Origin of the sequence: Novosphingopyxis iocasae (genome assembly GCF_014334095.1) — a bacterium.
Lineage (GTDB): Bacteria > Pseudomonadota > Alphaproteobacteria > Sphingomonadales > Sphingomonadaceae > Novosphingopyxis > Novosphingopyxis iocasae.
In genome coordinates this window covers 2290754-2307787 of sequence record NZ_CP060495.1, presented here as the reverse complement: position 1 = coordinate 2307787, position 17034 = coordinate 2290754, and the positions used below count along the sequence as shown (strand labels likewise).

Below are 17034 nucleotides of genomic sequence, written 5' to 3'. Positions count from 1 at the left end.
TGTTACGCGCTCGCTTTAACGTGGTAGAGGCGCTCCGCAACTTGGCGGCCTTTATGCGGCAGGTTACTGCTCTTGTAGCGGCGCAATGCGAATTCGTTCACAGTAACTTTGCCGCGCTCGCTAAGGATTTTGACGATCTCGTCGTGATGTATCTGTCCGTCTTCATTGTAGCTTAGGAAGAAGTCCGAGCCCTCTTTCAAGTTGAGGACCAGGTCGCGAAGCGCACCAGGCGCTTTGCGCCGATAACAGAAATCCGAAGCCGCGTGCTCCCATGGCCTGAGTCCCGTGGAACCGGTCACCTTCGGCTCATCTCCGGCAACCAGGGTCTCAAGAAGATGGTAGTAGGCCGCGTATTGACGCTTAGTATATGGCGGATCAGCGTAAATGACCTCGGCTTCGACCTTTTGCACAAGGTCAAGCGCATCCTGACGAAAGACTTCGCCCCTCGGGCCGCTGAACGAGAGTCTGCTCTCTGTCACCACGACGGACTGCAGGGCTCGGGTTTTCCAGTCCTTAAGATAACAGCCGTAAGTCCCGGCAATATTGCTAACTCGGTTCGCGGCCTTGACGAGATCGACAAGAAGAAGTGCGTGCTCTGCCGTCGTGATATCGGGACGCCACTGCGCAATCTGATGGCGCATCGCATCCAGCCTACCGCTATTTTCCTCGGTAAAGTACATTCTCGCTTCGTTGGCCCCATGGCGAAGGGAGGCTGGCGAATAGGTTCTAAACATGAATCCTTCGACCGGAGAAAGGCCATTGAGAATCCTAAGCAGTTCCGCGTAGCGGCATTTCGGAGGAGCTACCAGCACACCCGCCTGAGCAAGCCCGACAAAGCTCGGCGGAATTTCTGTCAGCAAGGCCGCTTCTGCGAACGTCGAGCAGAGCAGCAAGCTATCGTTGGCGGTCACCCGGAAGCCGCGAGCGCGCATGAACTGGCTAACGGACGCAGTGCCGCAAAATAAGTCTGCAAACCCCTTTGGCTTTTCACGAAGGTGTCCGCGCATGCACTCCCACATACGATCTACAAGCTGCGCTTTGTTGCCGATATACTCGATCGCCATGATGCCCCATCAATCTGTGCCGACCGGGTTAGCCGACGGGGAGTTCGAATCCAAATAGCATGCTGATTTTTCTGCAGGTAGCGCAAGCTCCCGATTGCCAATTAATCCAAACAGCCCCATCTAAGCCGGCGATACGAAGACTGCTCTCGGGAAGGCTTTGATGGGTTTGGAATGACCGAAATTGGGGTGCAAAGCTACCTTCTCATGGTACTCAACTGTCGCACGTAAATCACTCGCTCAGGACATTGAGTTCGATTTTAACAAAAACGGGGTATCCCTGGGGGTATCTGACGACGAGTGGATAGCAGAAAAGCAATATTCCGAACGACCTGGGGGCTTGGAGCGAATCCCTCCGTGTCCGCCATTTGGCTTTGATCGTATTGATTTCTCCCTAGTTCGCGCACCGGTTCCCCTAACCGTTCCTCAAAAGGCGCGGCGCTTTATGCGAACTCCAGCGGCGAGAGGTGACTACTTGCGTGCACCTCAACAATTCTCAACAGTGGCCGGGCAATCGGTCGTTAAGTCACTGGAGCAATCAGGCCGGTGCAAGCTGAAGACTGAAGCACACTTCGCGCAACAGATCGCGGAATAATGCTGGTTTCCGGAGGTTGCAGCCTTTCGATCAAAAGAATATCTAGCTATTCAAATTGGATTAAGCGTGCTGTTTCTTGGGGGTTTTCAGATAACAGCCGCCATGCTTGCCGGCATTCTGGTGGCCTTAGAAGCGCAAGGATTCGTCGCGCTGTGCATCGGACACCGCTTCCGCCTTTCCATGGCTGGAGATAAGCAAACAGACACCCACATGGTCGCTCGCCATGAAATGAAAGCTGCGTTGCCATTCCGGTTTGCTGGAAAAACCTGGGGAAATTGTTATTTGCGCTTGCGGGGGCGGACCCACGGCCGCGCCGCCGCATCTGCGCGATCGAAGTCCGCCTTCGCTTCCGCGTAACCTTGCAGTAAACCGATCTCGTCTATCCCGCCCAGGAGCATGCGCTTCGATAGGGGGTCGATTTCGAACTGGGCGACATGCCCGTCCAGCTCGATCCGCTGTTCGGGCAGCCTCACGACGATCCGCGAAAGCTCGTCCGCCGAGTCCATGATCCGCTCGACCTCCCGGCTGCTGAGCGCGATGGCGAGCACGCCGTTCTTCAGGCAGTTCGAGTAGAAGATATCGCCGAAGCTGGGCGCGATGACGCAGCGAAAGCCCATGCCCCTGATCGCCTGCGCCGCCGTCTCGCGGCTGCTGCCGCAACCGAAATTGCGCCCGGCGATCAGGATCTGCGCATTTTGCCGATCGGGGTCGGCGAAGGGATCGTCGGCGCGCCTGGTGCCGTCATCGGCAAAGCGCAGCGGTTCGAACGCATAGTCGACGATCGCCTGCGGCCCTTCCAGCACGCGACCGATGGGCGTGATGACGTCGGTGTCGACATTCTCGAGCCGGAGAACCACCGCCAGCGAATCCAGCACAGGTGGGTATGCCTCGTTCATGCCAGCTCTCCCGGCGTGCCGATGCGTCCCAATATCGCGCTGGCTGCCGCGACCGCGGGACCGGTGACGTGCGTTCGGGCGCCCGGCCCCTGCCGCCCGACGAAGTTGCGGTTCGAGGTGGATACGCAGCGCTCTCCTCTGGCGACCTGATCGCCGTTCATCGCCAAGCACATCGAACAGCCCGGCTCGCGCCACTCGAAGCCCGCCTCGCGAAATACGGCATCGAGACCGCGCTCCTGAGCAGCGCGATTTACGGACCGCGATCCCGGAACAACCCACGCCTCGACCCCGTCTGCGACACGCCGCCCGGCGACGACCTGCGCTGCCCGCTCGAGATCGGACAGCCTTCCATTCGCGCAAGAACCGATGAAGACGCGGTCGATCGGGGTCGATGCGATCCTGCTGCCCGCTTCCAGTCCCATATAATCCAGCGCTTGGCGGTGGGCCTTGGCGCCCGCTGCATCGCTTGGCTCCTCGGGAATTGCTCCGGTGACAGGCGCAACCTGATCGAGCGATACGCCCCAGGTGATGTGCGGCACGACGTCGTTTGCATCGAGATGCAGTTCCGCATCGAAGCGAGCGTCGGGATCAGAGGGCAGCGTGCGCCAGTGCGAAAGCGCGGTATCCCAAGCATCGCCTCGCGGCGCGAAAGGACGGCCACGCAGGTAATCGAAGGTCGTCTCGTCGGGCGCGATCAATCCGAAGCGCGCGCCGAATTCGACCGCCAGATTGCACAGCGTCATCCGCGCTTCCATGCCGAGCGCCCGCACCGCCGACCCGGCGAATTCGATCACGTGACCCGCCCCGCCTTCCGCGCTCCAGCGACCGATGATCGCAAGGATCAGATCCTTCGCATCGACATCGTCCGCCAGCGTGCCGTCGATCGTCACGCGCATCGATTTCGGCTTTTCGAGGATCAGCATCTGCGTGGCGAGCACCTGGAGTATCTCGGTCGATCCGATTCCCCATGCGAGCGCACCGAAGGCACCTTGCGTGCAGGTATGGCTGTCGCCGCACACAATCGAGAGCCCGGGCAGCGTCAGCCCCTGTTCCGGGCCGATCACATGCACGATCCCCTGTTCTTCGGAGTCGAGGTCGAACAGCGTGACGCCCATGTCCGCGCACAGGCGCCGCAGCGGTTGCAGCGTCTTGCGGCTCGCCTCGCTGCTGTCGTCCCCGCGCCCGGGCATGGTCCCGACACCATGATCGGGAACGGCAAAGGTCTGTCCGGGCGCGGCGACGGCCATGCCACGCTTCTTCAGCGCATTGAGCGCGCCGGGGCCACTCAAGTCGTGGAGCAGATGCAGGTCGATAGCGATCAGATCGCGGGCGCCTTCGAGTACCTCGACCCGGTGGAGCGCCCAGAGTTTCTCGAACAGGCTCTGGTCCATCGTCATATCTGCATATGCTCCAATACGGCATCGCAGACCTGCGCGGTCGAGGCGATGCCGCCGACATCGGGCGTCAGGACGCGGCCGTCTTCATGCAGACGGTCGATCGCTTTGCGCAGCGAGGCTGCAATCAGCGCACGGTCGCAATAGTCGAGCAGCATCGCAGCGGACAGCAGTGTGGCGACGGGGTTCACGATGCCCTTGCCCGCAATATCGGGGGCGGTGCCGTGCGCGGACTCGAAATAGGCGTAATCCGCGCCGTAACAGCCGCTTGCCGCCAGCCCGAGACCGCCGGTCAATCCCGCCGCCGCGTCGGACAGGATATCGCCGTAGAGATTGGGCAATAACAGCACGTCGAAGCGCTGCGGATCGCGCACGATCCGGTGGGCGCAATCGTCCACGATCAGAACGTCGAAGTCGATATCGGGAAAGTCGTTCGCGACCTCGTTAGCACACTCGATGAACAGGCCATCGGTGCGCGGCTGCATGTTGTATTTCGCACTCGCCGTCACCCGCCCCGCGCCGCCTGCGGCCTTGCGCTGGCGCGCAAGTTCGAAGGCAAAGCGCGCGACGCGGAGCGAGCCTTCGCGGGTGATCGCCTTTACCGAAAATGCCCCCTCGCCCATCGCTTCCGGGCCGATCCCGGCGGTGCGGCTCCTGAGCTTCAGCGGGGCGAGCTGCGGCAGATCGCCTTCGATCAGGACATAGGCATCTTCGAGGTTTTCCCGCACGATCGCGAGATCGATGCCCTCGGGCTTGGCCAGCGGGCTCGGCATGCCCTCGCTCCACCGCGTGGGGCGAACATTGGCAAAGGTCTGCTTGCCCCAGCGTAGATAAAACAGCGCGGCGGAATTGGGCCCACCGGTGGCCCCGAACAGCGTTGCCCGGCTGCTGTCGATCGCCGCTTTCGCTTCGGCAGCCAGCTGCGGCCGGCCGTCCTCTCCGATAGTGGACGTGTTCTCGCACACATGCCAGTCGAGACCGGTATCGAGTGCCTTCAACACGGCAAGAACGTGCATAACCGCTTCGGCAGCGGCGTCTTCCCCCGGGATCACGCAGATCCGATCGCGCGTCATGCCGGAGGGTGTCACTCGGCTTTACCAGCGCCGGAATTACCGACGCGTTTGCGAATCCAGTCGGCGACCACGTCAGGCTGCGTTACCGGTATCATATGCCCCCCATCGATCACCGTAAGATCGGCACCGGGGACGGCTGCCGCGAAGGCTTCCCCCTGCGTTTCCGGGTTGAGCACCGGATCGTCGTGGCCGAACAGGATCGATACTGGCATCGCGAGCGAGGGATAGCGTGATACCATGCCGGGCAAATCTGTCGGCGCGGCATTGAGGTCGGCGCTTGCCGCCTGGAAATTGCCCGGGCGGGCCAGCAAGGCCCCGCCGCCCCGCGTCGCGAAATCGCCGGGCAGCGGTTCGGGGGCGAACGCTGCCTGCGCCCCTTTCTCACCGCGCATCATCATCATCGGGGCTGCCAGGGTCCATGCCACGGCAAAGCGCGCGGCGGGCGAGGCAATGGCCAGCCCGTCGAATGCTGGCGAAACATCGGTCAAGGGGTGGGTGAGCGGTGACACGAGAGCGAGACCACCAACCGCGTCCGGCCGATCGAGCGCGAGAGCGAGCGCAACGGCGCCGCCCAGCGAGTGGCCGACCACCAGTGGCCGGTCGAGACCCAGCGCCTGCAGAGCATCGCCAATATGCGCCGCCTGGCTGCGGATCGTGGCGCTGTCGATCGGGTCGGAATAGCCAGACCCCGGACGGTCGATCAGGATCACGCGGTGATCGCTCGCCAGCTTGTCGAGCAGCGCGTAGGAGAAATTACGCATCTGTCCGGCAAGGCCATGGATCATCACGACCACAGGGCCGGATCCTTCGTCCCGGTAATGCACGCGCTTGCCGTTTACGCGGACGAACTGGCCATCGGCAGGCACCGCCGCTTCCGCCCGCGAACGGGCCAAGGCGGCAAAACCGGCAAGAGCGGCACCTCCCACAAGCCCGGCCAGCAGAGCGCCGCCGCCGATCCGCTTCGCTGAGGTCAACGCCGTTTCCCTATTCTCGGTTGATTCGTCATGCATGCTTTGACTCCGTGTGAGCAGCGCGGTGCCGACCGCAGCGGTCCCGACGGCTGCGGCCAAAGCCATCGGCTTGCGCTTCGACTTGGGCGCAACCGCGTCGTCCAGCGCCTGCCCTGCTTCGATGAAACGCATCGTGCCGTCGGCGACGGGCGACAGCTTGTGCGAAGCGAGATCGAGCGCATAATTCTGGTGCAGTTTCCACGGTGCTTCCGATCCCTGCTTCGGCAGCACATTTGCCGCACGCTGAACGTAGCCGGAGCTGAAGTCCAGCATCGGCTCGGGCTCGATCCCCGAATGCGCGCGGCGCGGCAGGCAGGCCACCTTGTCGTGCGCGTCGAGATAATTGATCAACCGGCAGGCATGGCGCGCTGACAGGTCGCATTTCAGCGTCCAGCTGGCATTCGTATATCCGAAGGCGAGCGCCATATTCGGCACGCCTTCCAGCATCATGCCCTTATAAACCAGCCGGTCGGCAGGATCGACGCGGTCGTCGTCCACGTACAGCTCCACCCCTCCCACCATGGTGAGCGTGAGCCCGGTAGCGGTGACGATGATGTCAGCGGGCAATTCCTTGCCCGAAGTCAATGCGATGCCCTCGGGCGTGAAACGCTCGATCGTATCGGTGACGATTTCGGCATCGCCACTGCGGATGGTGTCGAACAGATCGGCATCGGGCACCAGGCAGATGCGCTGGTCCCACGGATTGTAGGACGGTTCGAAATCGCGTTCCACGGGGTAGCCGTCGGGAAGCTGTGCGCGCACGCCATCGAGGATGGCGGCCTTGACCTTCGCCGGCTTGCGCCGCGCATAGCCATAGGTCGCGATGCCGAGCCCGACGCTCTTCCACTTGGTAATGCCGTCGGCGAGCGGCTTCGGCAGATGTTCGTGCGTCCAGCGGGAGACGGCATCCTGCGACGGGCGTGCGACGATATAGGTCGGCGAGCGCTGCAGCATGGTGACCTTTTCTGCGGTCTGCGCCATCGCGGGCACCAGCGTCACCGCCGTCGCGCCGCTGCCGATCACGACGACGCGCTTGCCCGCATAATTCAGATTTTCGGGCCATTTCTGCGGATGGACGATTTGCCCCCGGAAAGTCGCCGCGTCCTCGAAATGCGGCGTATGGCCGCCCGCATAATCATAATAGCCGCTGCCCATGTAGAGAAATGAGCAGGCGACATGACGCTTCTCGCCATTCTCATCGATCTCCAGCGTCCACTCGGCGTCTTCGGTGGACCAGCGCGCCGCCACCACCTTGCAACCGAAGCGAATATGCCGGTCGATCCCGAATTTTTGCGCGGTGTCGACGATATAGTCGCGGATCGCCTCGCCATCGGCGATGGCCTGATTGCTCGGCCAGGGGTGGAAGGGAAAGCCCAGCGTGTACATGTCCGAATCCGATCGGATGCCTGGATAACGGAAGAGATCCCACGTCCCGCCGATCGCATCGCGCGCTTCGAGGATCGCATAGCTCTTGTTCGGGCATTCGGTGGAAACGCGGTAGCCCGCATCGATGCCCGAAAGCCCCGCGCCGACGATCAGGACATCGAACCGTTCGATTGCGCTGCCGCTATCGGTGGAAGCGGGGGAAGGGGATGTTTCGGTAGCACTGGCCATTTTCGGGTTCCATCGGCAAGAGGAGGCGAGATCGATTCCCATCTGGAAATGGACGTTATCACTTGGCGAAAGCGACGACAAGCGGAACCGGACAGGGCCGGACCTATGGCGGGCAGTCGTCGGGCGAACGACAGGCGGAGCGGCAGGAGCGGCTTATCTGGGCGGCCGTCGATACCTATGGCGAACAGGGTTTTCGCCACACCACGGTGGCGGACGTATGCCGGACGGCCGGCCTGACCCCGCGTTATTTCTACGAATCTTTCGCGAACAGCGAGGCGCTTTTGATCGCGGCCTATGAAGCGGTCACCCAGATCGCTCTCGAGACCGTGCAGGCCGCGGCATCCGAACTGGACGACGCGGAACCCGAAACGCGTCTGGAGGCCATGCTCAGCGCATATTACGCCTTGCTGCGCGAAAAACCCGCAGCCGCTCGCGTGTTCGTGACGGAGATGTCGGGGATCAGCGCCGCCGTCGATACGGCATTCGAACAGGGCCTTGCGAAATTCGCCCGATTGCTTGCGCAAACCCTCGATCCCGAATGGCGCGATACAGAGGCGCGCTCCCTTCGCGAAACAGGCACCATGCACGGACTTCTGGCGATTGCGAGAAGCTGGATCGCCCGTGGATGCAAAGAACCCATTACTGATCTGGTGGCAATCGCGATGCCGTTTTGCCGGCTCCTGATAGCCGAAGACGCCCGATAGGTTGTTCCTGCAGCCCGAAGGACTCCGCTCCCCATCCTAATTCGGTTGTGGCGCGCGCTGAAGCGGCATAGGCAAGTTTGTGGGTGCGGTCTTCGATCCTGAAGCTCGCATGGGGCAGCGGAAGGAACAGCGAGGTGGCAGCACCGCTCAGTCCCGCCGGAGTATGGCAGGCGCTGCGCTGGCCGACCAAATCCGATGCCATCTTCTCCGCCAAGGCGCTGATCGCAACCACGCTGGCGCTGTTCATTGGCTTCAGCCAGAACCTCGCCAATCCCTATTGGTCCGCGCTCACCGTCTATATCGTGATGCTGCAGCCGCAATCGGGTGCGATCCGGACCAAGGCGATCTATCGTGTGGTGGGCACCGTGCTGGGCGGCGCCGCGGTGCTGGCGGCGGTGGCGCTGTTCGCCGATCATGAGGCGATGCTGGTGTTCGTCGCGATTCTGATCGTACTGGCGTCCGTCTATGGCCGGATGATCGACCGGACGCCGCGCGCCTATACCTGGTTCACGATCGGCCTGACCGCCGGCTTCATCGCCTTCAACAATTTGATGCAGCCAAACCAGATTTTCGATCTCACCGCGGCGCGGGTGGCGGAAATCACGCTCGCCGTGCTCGCCGTTGCGGCAGTCGACAGCGTGATTTCCCCCACCCGCATCATGCCGCAGTTCGAAAGCGATATGGAGGACTGGCGCCAGAAGGCGCGCGGCTGGGTGACCGACATTCTGAACCGCGTCGATGGCGGTTCGGACCCCGGGCAAGAGCGGGTCCACGTGCGGGAGCGGCTGCGGGGTCTCGTGGGCGCGGTACAGAATCTCGATCAGCTCGCCATCCAGCTGCCCTATGACATCGTGGACCGGCCGCCGCGCCGCCGCGACGTCAACATTCTGCGCCGCACGATCATGTATCTGATCTCGGACATGGCCTCTCTGGAGGACTGGACCGTGGAATTGCGCGAGGGCGGGGGCCCCGATCCGGCGTTGGCGGTCACCATCGGCGCGGTGGCGCGCTGGTTGAACGAGGAGGATGAGCGGACGCAGGCGGACTGCCTGACCATGATCGACCGGACGGCGGAGCGCTTCGCGCAGCGCACCGACTGGAACGGCCTGGTCCAGATCGGCTATTGCGACCGCCTCGCCCAGTTCGTGCGGCATTGGGGCGATTTTCGAAAGCTCATCGCGGTGATCCGGCAGGATGAGGCGCTTCCCCGGCATCTGCTGGAGGATGCAAAGGCCGCCCGGCCCGTGCGCGCCTATGATTATCTGCTCACGCTGCGGGACATCGCGCCGATGGCGCTCGCTTTGTTCGGGGTCGCGGGCCTTTGGTACTGGACGGCCTTTGCGAGCGGGGGCGGCGCGCTGCTGTTCGCCTTCCTGTCCTGCGTGTTCATCCTGGGCAAACCGCAGCAGATGCGCTCGGTGATCGGGCTGGTGATGTGGTTTTCCTGCGCATTTGCGCTGGTTTTTGCCTATAATTTCGCGGTGCTTCCCACGGTGAGCAGTTTCGTGCCGCTGATGGCGGTGCTGGCGCTTGCCCTCTTCCCGCTCGGCATGGTCTATTCGATGACGATCGCGGGCCTGCTCATCTGCGTGCTGGGGTTTGCATTTCTTGGCCTGCAGAACGCCTATTCTGCAGATTTCGAGCGTTCGCTGCTCAGCCTCGGCGCAGCCGGGGCGGGCGTATCCTTCGCCGCCGCCTCGCTGCATCTCCTCAGCTACAACCGGTCGCGCTTTCTGGCGCGAAGGCAGGTCCGGGCGATCTGGACCGACATCGCCGATCTCGCCACCGCGCGCCGCGTGCCCGACCGCAACCGCTTTCTGCTGCTCACGATCGATCGCCTGGCGCTGGCGCTGCCGGAGATCGACATGCTGGAAGACGGCGAGCCGCTGAAGCATGTCGATGCGATCGACGATCTGCGCGTGGGGCTGAACCTCCTGACGCTACGCAATCAGGATCAGGCGTTCGCGCCCGATTTCGCGGACCGTTTCGGGCGGCTGCGTCAAAGCATCGCCGAGGAATTCCGCCAGCTCAGGATCGGCGACCGGCTGGCTCGCGAACCGCTGGAGCTGTCCCGGCAGCTGGTTCGCGACGTGGTGCACTCGCACGGCACGAAGGAGCCTGAGAGGCTGCGCGCGCTGGTGGGGCTCACCATCGCGCTGGCGCCCAGCGTTACGCCCTTTGCCGAAGAAGGAGCGGGGGGCGCATGACGACCCAATGGCTCATCGGCGATACGGTCAGCATTTCCACCATCGTCCCGGCGGTTCTTGGCGGGTTGTTGCTTGCGGGCTTACTGTCCTGGTTGCTCGCACGGCTGCGGCTTTATCGTTTCATCTGGAACCGCCCGCTCTTCGAACTGGCGCTGTTCCTGATCCTGACGGGCGCCATCGTTGCGCTATTTCCTAACCCCGTTGCTTCGGGCTAAGGCGCGGTTCGGATGACCCGCCTGGTTCCCCATATCGGCCGCATTTTGCTGACCCTGCTGATGGTGGCGCTCGCCATCGCGGCGGTCGTCTGGATCTGGCGCTATTACGAGACCGATCCCTGGACGCGCGACGGCAAGGTGCGCGTTGATGTGGTGGAAGTCAGCGCCGATGTATCCGGAATCGTGACCGACGTGCTGGTGCGCGACAACCAACCGGTGAAGGCCGGAGACCCGCTGTTCGTGATCGACCGTGCGCGTTTCCAGACCAAACTGGCGCAGGTCGATGCGGGAATCGAGAATGCGCGCGCCTCGCTTGCCAATGCGCGGCGCGATTCGGCCCGTTATCAGTCGCTTGGCGATCTGGTGTCCGCCGAAGTGCGCGATCAGCGCGCGACGGCGGTGCAACTGGCGCGCGCGGACCTGCGGCAGAAGATTGCCGATCGGGAGATGGCCGAGCTGGATCTGGACCGCGCGACCGTGCGCGCCCGGGTCAACGGGCTCGTCACCAATCTCGGCCTCAGGCCGGGGGATTATGTGCAGACCGGCAAACCGGTGTTCGCTCTGGTGGATACCGACAGCTATTATGTGGTGGGCTATTTCGAGGAAACGAAGCTCGATGAGTTCCGGATCGGGGACAAGGCGCGCGTCACGCTGCTGGGCAATGACGATCGCGCGATCCTGGGCCATGTCGACAGCATCAGCGGCGGGATCGACGACCGCGAGAGCCAGCCTTCGAACAACGAACTGCCGAATATCCAGCCCACCTTCAGCTGGATCCGCCTGGCCCAGCGCGTGCCGGTGCGCATCGTAATCGACCGGATTCCGGGCGATATGCGGCTGATCGCGGGGCGCACGGCGTCGGTCACCATCGTGCCGACCGCCGTGCCGCGTCGCACGGTGGGCCGTCCCGTGACGCCCGCCCGCCCCAAAACGACGCTGCGCCAAGGCCAGCCGCCTTTGGCTGACTGAGCGCGGCAATGAAGAAGATTCTCTCCGCGATGGTGGCCGCTTCGGCGCTGCTCTCGCTGGCCGCATGCAAGACGGCGGGGCCGGACTATCGCACGCCGCCGGTGCTGACCGGCGAGGCTCCGGCACCCGAGCTGTCCGACAATGGACCGGCCTTCACCAGCCAGCCGCTGCCCGACCACTGGTGGCAGCTCTATCGCGATCCGGCGCTGGATGCGCTCGTCGAAAAAGCACTGGTCCACAACACCGATCTGCGTTCGGCGGCGGCGAACCTGGCCCGTGCGCTGGCACTGCTGGGGGCGGCGGATGCGCGGCGGCTTCCGGAGACATCGCTCAGCGTCAACCCAACCTATGGCCAGCAGTCCGCTGATGCCGTGGGCGCTCCGCAAGCGCTCGATCCGGGGCCCGTCTATAAAGCGGGCGAAATGATCTCCTACGATTTCGACCTGTTCGGGCGGCTGAAGCGCGGAGTCGAGGCACAGGACGCCAATGCCGGAGCTGCGCTGGCGGCGCTCGATCTTGCCCGCGTCAATGTCGCTGCGCAGACGACGCTCGCTTATGTCGACAGCTGCTCGGCCAATCTGCGCATCGCGGTGCAGAAGGAGGCGATCGGCCGGGCGCAGCAGAATCTGGACGTGACGCAGCGGCGCTTCGCTGCGGGGATTACGGGCCGCAACGATGTGGTGCGCGCGCGCACGCTGCTGCGCCAGACCGAGGCATCGCTGCCGCCGCTGCTGACCGACCGCCGCAGCACGCTGCTGCGGCTCGCAACGCTGACGGGCGATCTGCCCGAGAACGAGCCGAGCGCGGCGGCGGCTTGCACCGAGCCTCCGATTCTCGCCGATCCGATCCCCACCGGGGACGGACGCGCGCTGCTGCGCCGCCGCCCGGACGTGCGGGAAGCAGAGCGGCGGCTGGCCCAGTCGATCGCGCAGATCGGCGTTCAAGCGGCCGATCTCTATCCCTCGATCAGCCTTGGCGCATCGATCGGCACCACCGCGACGAAGATCGAGGATATCGTGCGCGATCGCGCCTTTCGCTGGAGCATCGGTCCGCTACTTACCTGGACCTTCCCCAATCGCAGCGTCGCACGGGCGCAGCTCGCTGCGGCAAATTCGCAGGCAGAAGCGCGGCTTGCCGATTTCGACGGCACCGTGCTGACCGCGCTGCGCGAGACGGAAACCAGCATGGCCCGCCTGGCGCAGGATCTGGACCGGGCGGAAGATCTGCGGCTGGCGGAGGAGGATGCGGCGCTGGCTGCGCGCAACGTCCGGCGGCTCTACAAGGGCGGGGTCGCCGGCTTCCTAGATGTGCTGGATGCCGAGCGCACGCTGATCCAGTCCAAGACCGAACTCGCCAGCGCGCGCGCGCAGGTCGCCACCGATCAGGTGCGCGTGTTCGAGGCGCTGGGCGGCGGATGGCGCGATGCGCCCGCGATCATCCGCAAACCCCTGACACCGGTGATCCAGCAGCCATAAGAACGGCGATTCTCGTGCAGTCGCCAAATGGGCGAAATTGCGCTATGCCTGTTCTATGGCCGAGCGACATCGGGACTATGTGGAGAGGGTCTTGAGCTCAACGACGCGCGCCGCGCAGTCGTTGGTTGCGGCCAGCTGGTGCCGGTCCGGGCTCAAGCACGGTCTCGACGCCGGGGCCGCGCAAAAGCCGGAACTCGTGTCTCAAAGCGATCTGATGCAGCGGCAGCGGCGCCACGAACTCATGCTGGAAGTAGCCCGTCCGCTGCTCGACCAGCTGTTCCAGACCGTGGCGGCTACCGGATGCGCCGTGATGCTGTCCGACAATGACGGCGTGATCCTGGAGGCGCGGAGTCAGGAGGGGGACCGCGATATGTTCGATCAGGTGGGCCTCACCCCCGGCGGCATCTGGAGCGAAAGCCGGGAGGGCACGAACGGGATCGGCACCTGCCTGGTGGAAGGCCGCCCGGTGACCATCCACCGCGATCAGCATTTCGCCTGCCGCAATATCGGCATCAGCTGCATGGACGCGCCCGTGCGCGACGCAGGCGGGCGGCTGGTGGGCGCGCTCGATATTTCGAGTTGCCGGGACGACCACAGTCTGGCCACGGCTGCGCTGGTTCAAAACATCGTGCAGGATGCGGCGCGCCGGATCGAAAGCGGAGTCTTCCGCCGATATTTCGAGGGCCACCGGATCATCGATGCGAACCTGCCCGGCGGCGATGCGGCCCTGTTGGCGGTGGACCGCGACGATCTGGTGATCGGTGCCACGCACGCCGCGCGCCGCCGCTTCAGCCTGTCCGACGACTGCCTGACCGCCTGCCGCAGCGCGTCCGACATTCTGGGCGGAGCGGCGCCTGACAGCTTCCGCGACTCGGACAGGGCGGTGCTGCGGCGCGCTTTGGCGTCGGCCGACGGCAACGCCACACGCGCCGCCAAGGCGCTCGGCATCGGCCGTGCCACGCTCTATCGGCGCATGGAAAAGGCCGGCCTTTCGCGCGGCTGACGGGTCGATAGTCCGATCTGTCTCGATAGCGAGACAGATGTGGGCATGCATCGGCCCGGCTCTCTGGCCAAGCACACCATTTCGCGGAACCATCATGCTCATGACCGGGAGGGCCCGGCGAACATGAGAGGATGATGTGATGGACATGCAGACCAACCCCGCCGCTGCGATGACGGCGCCGTTCGCGGAACGCTACGACAACTTCATCGGCGGCAAATGGACCGCGCCGAAAGACGGGCGCTATTTCGACAATATCTCGTCGGTCACCGGCAAAGCCGTCGGCCAGATCGCGCGCAGCCAGGCGGCGGATGTGGAAGCCGCGCTGGATGCCGCCCATGCCGCAAAGGACGCCTGGGGCCGCACCAGCGTGGGCGAGCGGGCGTTGATCCTGAACCGGATCGCGGACCGGATGGAGGAGAACCTTCAGAAGCTCGCCATCGCGGAGACATGGGACAATGGCAAACCGCTGCGTGAGACCACGGCCGCGGACATTCCGCTGGCGATCGACCATTTCCGCTATTTCGCCGGCTGCATCCGCGCACAGGAAGGCGGCATTTCGGAAATCGATCAAGACACGGTCGCCTATCACTTCCATGAACCGCTGGGCGTGGTCGGCCAGATCATCCCGTGGAACTTCCCCATCCTGATGGCGGTGTGGAAGCTCGCCCCCGCGCTGGCGGCTGGCAACTGCGTGGTGCTCAAACCCGCCGAGCAGACCCCGGCCTCCATCATGGTGCTGATGGAGCTGATCGGCGACCTGCTGCCCGCAGGCGTGATCAATGTGGTGAACGGCTTCGGCGTGGAAGCGGGCAAGCCGCTCGCCAGCAGCAACCGCATCGCCAAGATCGCCTTTACCGGCGAGACGACGACCGGCCGCCTCATCGTGCAATATGCCACCGAAAACCTGATCCCGGTGACGCTGGAGCTGGGCGGCAAGAGCCCGAACATCTTCTTCGAGGACGTGTGCCGGGAGGATGACGATTATCTCGACAAGGCGATCGAGGGCTTCGTGATGTTCGCGCTCAATCAGGGCGAGGTCTGCACCTGCCCCAGCCGCGCGCTGGTGCACGAGAACATCTACGACTGCTTCATGGAACGCGCGATCCAGCGCGTCGAGGCGATCAAGGCGGGCAACCCGCTGGACATGGAAACGATGATCGGGGCGCAGGCCTCGTCTGAGCAGCAGCAGAAGATCCTCTCCTATATCGACATCGGCAAGCAGGAAGGCGCCGAACTTCTGACCGGCGGCGAGGCGGCGCGGTTCGAGGGTGACATCGCGGGCGGCTACTATGTGAAGCCCACCGTGTTCCGCGGCCACAACCGGATGCGGATTTTCCAGGAAGAGATCTTCGGCCCGGTCCTCGCGGTCACGACCTTCAAGGATCAGGACGAGGCGCTGCAGATCGCCAACGACACGCTTTATGGCCTGGGTGCAGGGGTGTGGAGCCGCGATGCCAACACCTGCTACCGCTTCGGCCGCGCGATTCAGGCGGGCCGGGTTTGGACCAATTGCTACCACGCCTATCCCGCGCATGCGGCCTTCGGCGGCTACAAGCAGTCCGGCATCGGGCGCGAAAACCATCGCATGATGCTCGACCACTATCAGCAGACCAAGAACATGCTGGTCAGCTACAGCCCGAAAAAGCTCGGCTTCTTCTAAGCGCTGCACCGCCCGGCGATCGCATCTGCCGTCGCCGGGTTCACCGCAACCGGTAGCGCCCGGAAGCCCGCCGCCTGGACTGGAGCGCCTTCCCGACGAGAGCGGACGAAAGCAGTTTCAACAAAGCCGACTTCGGCATTGGGTGGTTCGCGGACGGGGAGCTGAACGTCTCGGTCAATTGTCTCGATCGCCATCTGGAAAGCCGCGGCGACCAGCCCGCCATCGTCTTCGAAGGGGATGAGCCGGGCGAGGGACGTACGCTCAGCTTTCGCAAACTGCATGGCGAGGTTTGCCGCTTCGCCAATGCGCTGAAGGCGCGAAGCGTCGCGAAGGGCGACCGCGTCGTCCTCTACATGCCGATGATGCCCGAAGCGGCGGTCGCCATGCTCGCTTGTGCGCGGCTGGGCGTCACCGTGTTCTACACCGCGCCCACCGCGATCCGCGCGCTGATGCGCGAAGGCGAGGAGCCGGTGAAGCGCTACGATCTGTCCCGCCTGCGGCTGCTCGGCACGGTGGGTGAGCCGATCAATCCGGAGGCCTGGAACTGGTATCACCGCGTCGTCGGCGGTGGGCGTTGCGATATCGTCGATAGCTGGTGGCAGACCGAAACCGGGGCGGCGCTGATCGCGCCCGTCCCCGGCGTGGCGGAGGCGAAGCCGGTCTCGGCGACGAAGCCGCTGCCGGGCGTGTTTTTGCAGCTGGTCGATACAGAAGGGCGGAAGTTGGAGGGCGATCTGGTGCTCACACGGAGCTGGCCGGGGCAAATGCGCAAGGTGTACGGCGAAGTGGAAAGCGCGCTGGCGGCGCATGAAAAGGTGGCCGAAGCGGCGGTGGTGGGCATGCCGCACGACATCAAGGGGCAGGGCATCTACGCCTTCGTCACGCTCAATGCGGATCAGCAGGGCGACGAAGCGCTGCGCGACGCGCTGTGCAGATGGGTGCGCGGCGAGATCGGCCCGATCGCCATGCCCGATGCGATCCAGTTCGCGCCCTGCCTGCCCAAAACGCGCAGCGGCAAGATCATGCGCCGCGTCCTCCGGAAGATCGCGGAAGGGCAGCCCGATCAGATCGGGAAGGTTTCGACCCTCGCCGATCCGGCTGTGGTTGAGCAATTATGCGAAGGGATGGTTGGCGACCGCTGACGCCGGCGATCCTTGG

12 protein-coding genes and 1 pseudogene are annotated in these 17034 nt (G+C 64.1%); 8 read left to right on the top strand and 5 right to left on the bottom strand.

All coding sequences use genetic code 11. The features are described from left to right. Positions 1–2 precede the first annotated feature (2 nt). From H7X45_RS11010 to H7X45_RS10990, 5 genes are all read right to left on the bottom strand, one after another. On the bottom strand, positions 3–1064 hold the full coding sequence (locus H7X45_RS11010) for a DNA adenine methylase (protein ID WP_187334916.1): 1062 nt from the start codon (positions 1062–1064) through the stop codon (positions 3–5). Between the two features lie 870 nt (positions 1065–1934). After that, a complete protein-coding gene (gene leuD / locus H7X45_RS11005) occupies positions 1935–2552 on the bottom strand; it encodes a 3-isopropylmalate dehydratase small subunit (protein ID WP_187334915.1) in 618 nt (205 codons plus the stop codon). Next, positions 2549–3949, bottom strand: coding sequence for a 3-isopropylmalate dehydratase large subunit (gene leuC, locus H7X45_RS11000; protein WP_187334914.1), 1401 nt, complete (start codon positions 3947–3949; stop codon positions 2549–2551). Before leuC ends, leuD begins: the two co-directional genes overlap by 4 nt. Then, the gene (locus H7X45_RS10995; protein WP_187334913.1) at positions 3946–5019 is read right to left on the bottom strand and encodes an isocitrate/isopropylmalate dehydrogenase family protein; all 1074 of its coding nucleotides are present in this window, start codon (positions 5017–5019) and stop codon (positions 3946–3948) included. Before H7X45_RS10995 ends, leuC begins: the two co-directional genes overlap by 4 nt. Positions 5020–5030: 11 nt before the next feature. After that, positions 5031–7643 (bottom strand): alpha/beta fold hydrolase, encoded by a 2613-nt coding sequence (locus H7X45_RS10990; protein ID WP_187334912.1) that lies wholly within the window; start codon positions 7641–7643, stop codon positions 5031–5033. A 62-nt stretch (positions 7644–7705) separates the two neighbouring features. Here H7X45_RS10990 and H7X45_RS10985 point away from each other — a divergent pair, with 62 nt between their 5' ends. The 8 genes and pseudogenes from H7X45_RS10985 to H7X45_RS10950 all read left to right on the top strand — a co-directional run. Beyond that, complete coding sequence (locus H7X45_RS10985) at positions 7706–8347, top strand: TetR/AcrR family transcriptional regulator (protein ID WP_187334911.1); 642 nt, start codon at positions 7706–7708, stop codon at positions 8345–8347. Between the two features lie 134 nt (positions 8348–8481). Beyond that, positions 8482–10554: an FUSC family protein gene (locus H7X45_RS10980; protein ID WP_187334910.1), complete on the top strand. Its 2073-nt coding sequence runs from the start codon at positions 8482–8484 to the stop codon at positions 10552–10554. Further along, positions 10551–10769: a DUF1656 domain-containing protein gene (locus H7X45_RS10975; protein ID WP_187334909.1), complete on the top strand. Its 219-nt coding sequence runs from the start codon at positions 10551–10553 to the stop codon at positions 10767–10769. Before H7X45_RS10980 ends, H7X45_RS10975 begins: the two co-directional genes overlap by 4 nt. Before the next feature lie 12 nt (positions 10770–10781). Beyond that, entirely contained in the window at positions 10782–11738 is a 957-nt protein-coding gene (locus H7X45_RS10970) for an efflux RND transporter periplasmic adaptor subunit (RefSeq protein WP_187334908.1), read from the top strand. Between the two features lie 8 nt (positions 11739–11746). Further along, the gene (locus H7X45_RS10965) at positions 11747–13213 is read left to right on the top strand and encodes an efflux transporter outer membrane subunit (protein WP_187334907.1); all 1467 of its coding nucleotides are present in this window, start codon (positions 11747–11749) and stop codon (positions 13211–13213) included. A 91-nt stretch (positions 13214–13304) separates the two neighbouring features. Next, the gene (locus H7X45_RS10960) at positions 13305–14216 is read left to right on the top strand and encodes a GAF domain-containing protein (protein WP_246449441.1); all 912 of its coding nucleotides are present in this window, start codon (positions 13305–13307) and stop codon (positions 14214–14216) included. Between the two features lie 139 nt (positions 14217–14355). Continuing rightward, positions 14356–15876 carry an aldehyde dehydrogenase gene (gene adh, locus H7X45_RS10955; protein ID WP_187334905.1) on the top strand — a complete coding sequence of 507 codons (1521 nt, stop codon included), beginning with the start codon at positions 14356–14358 and terminating at the stop codon, positions 15874–15876. 62 nt (positions 15877–15938) lie between these two features. Beyond that, positions 15939–17018 (top strand): annotated as a pseudogene (locus H7X45_RS10950) (AMP-binding protein); the annotation flags it as partial. Positions 17019–17034: the final 16 nt, after the last annotated feature.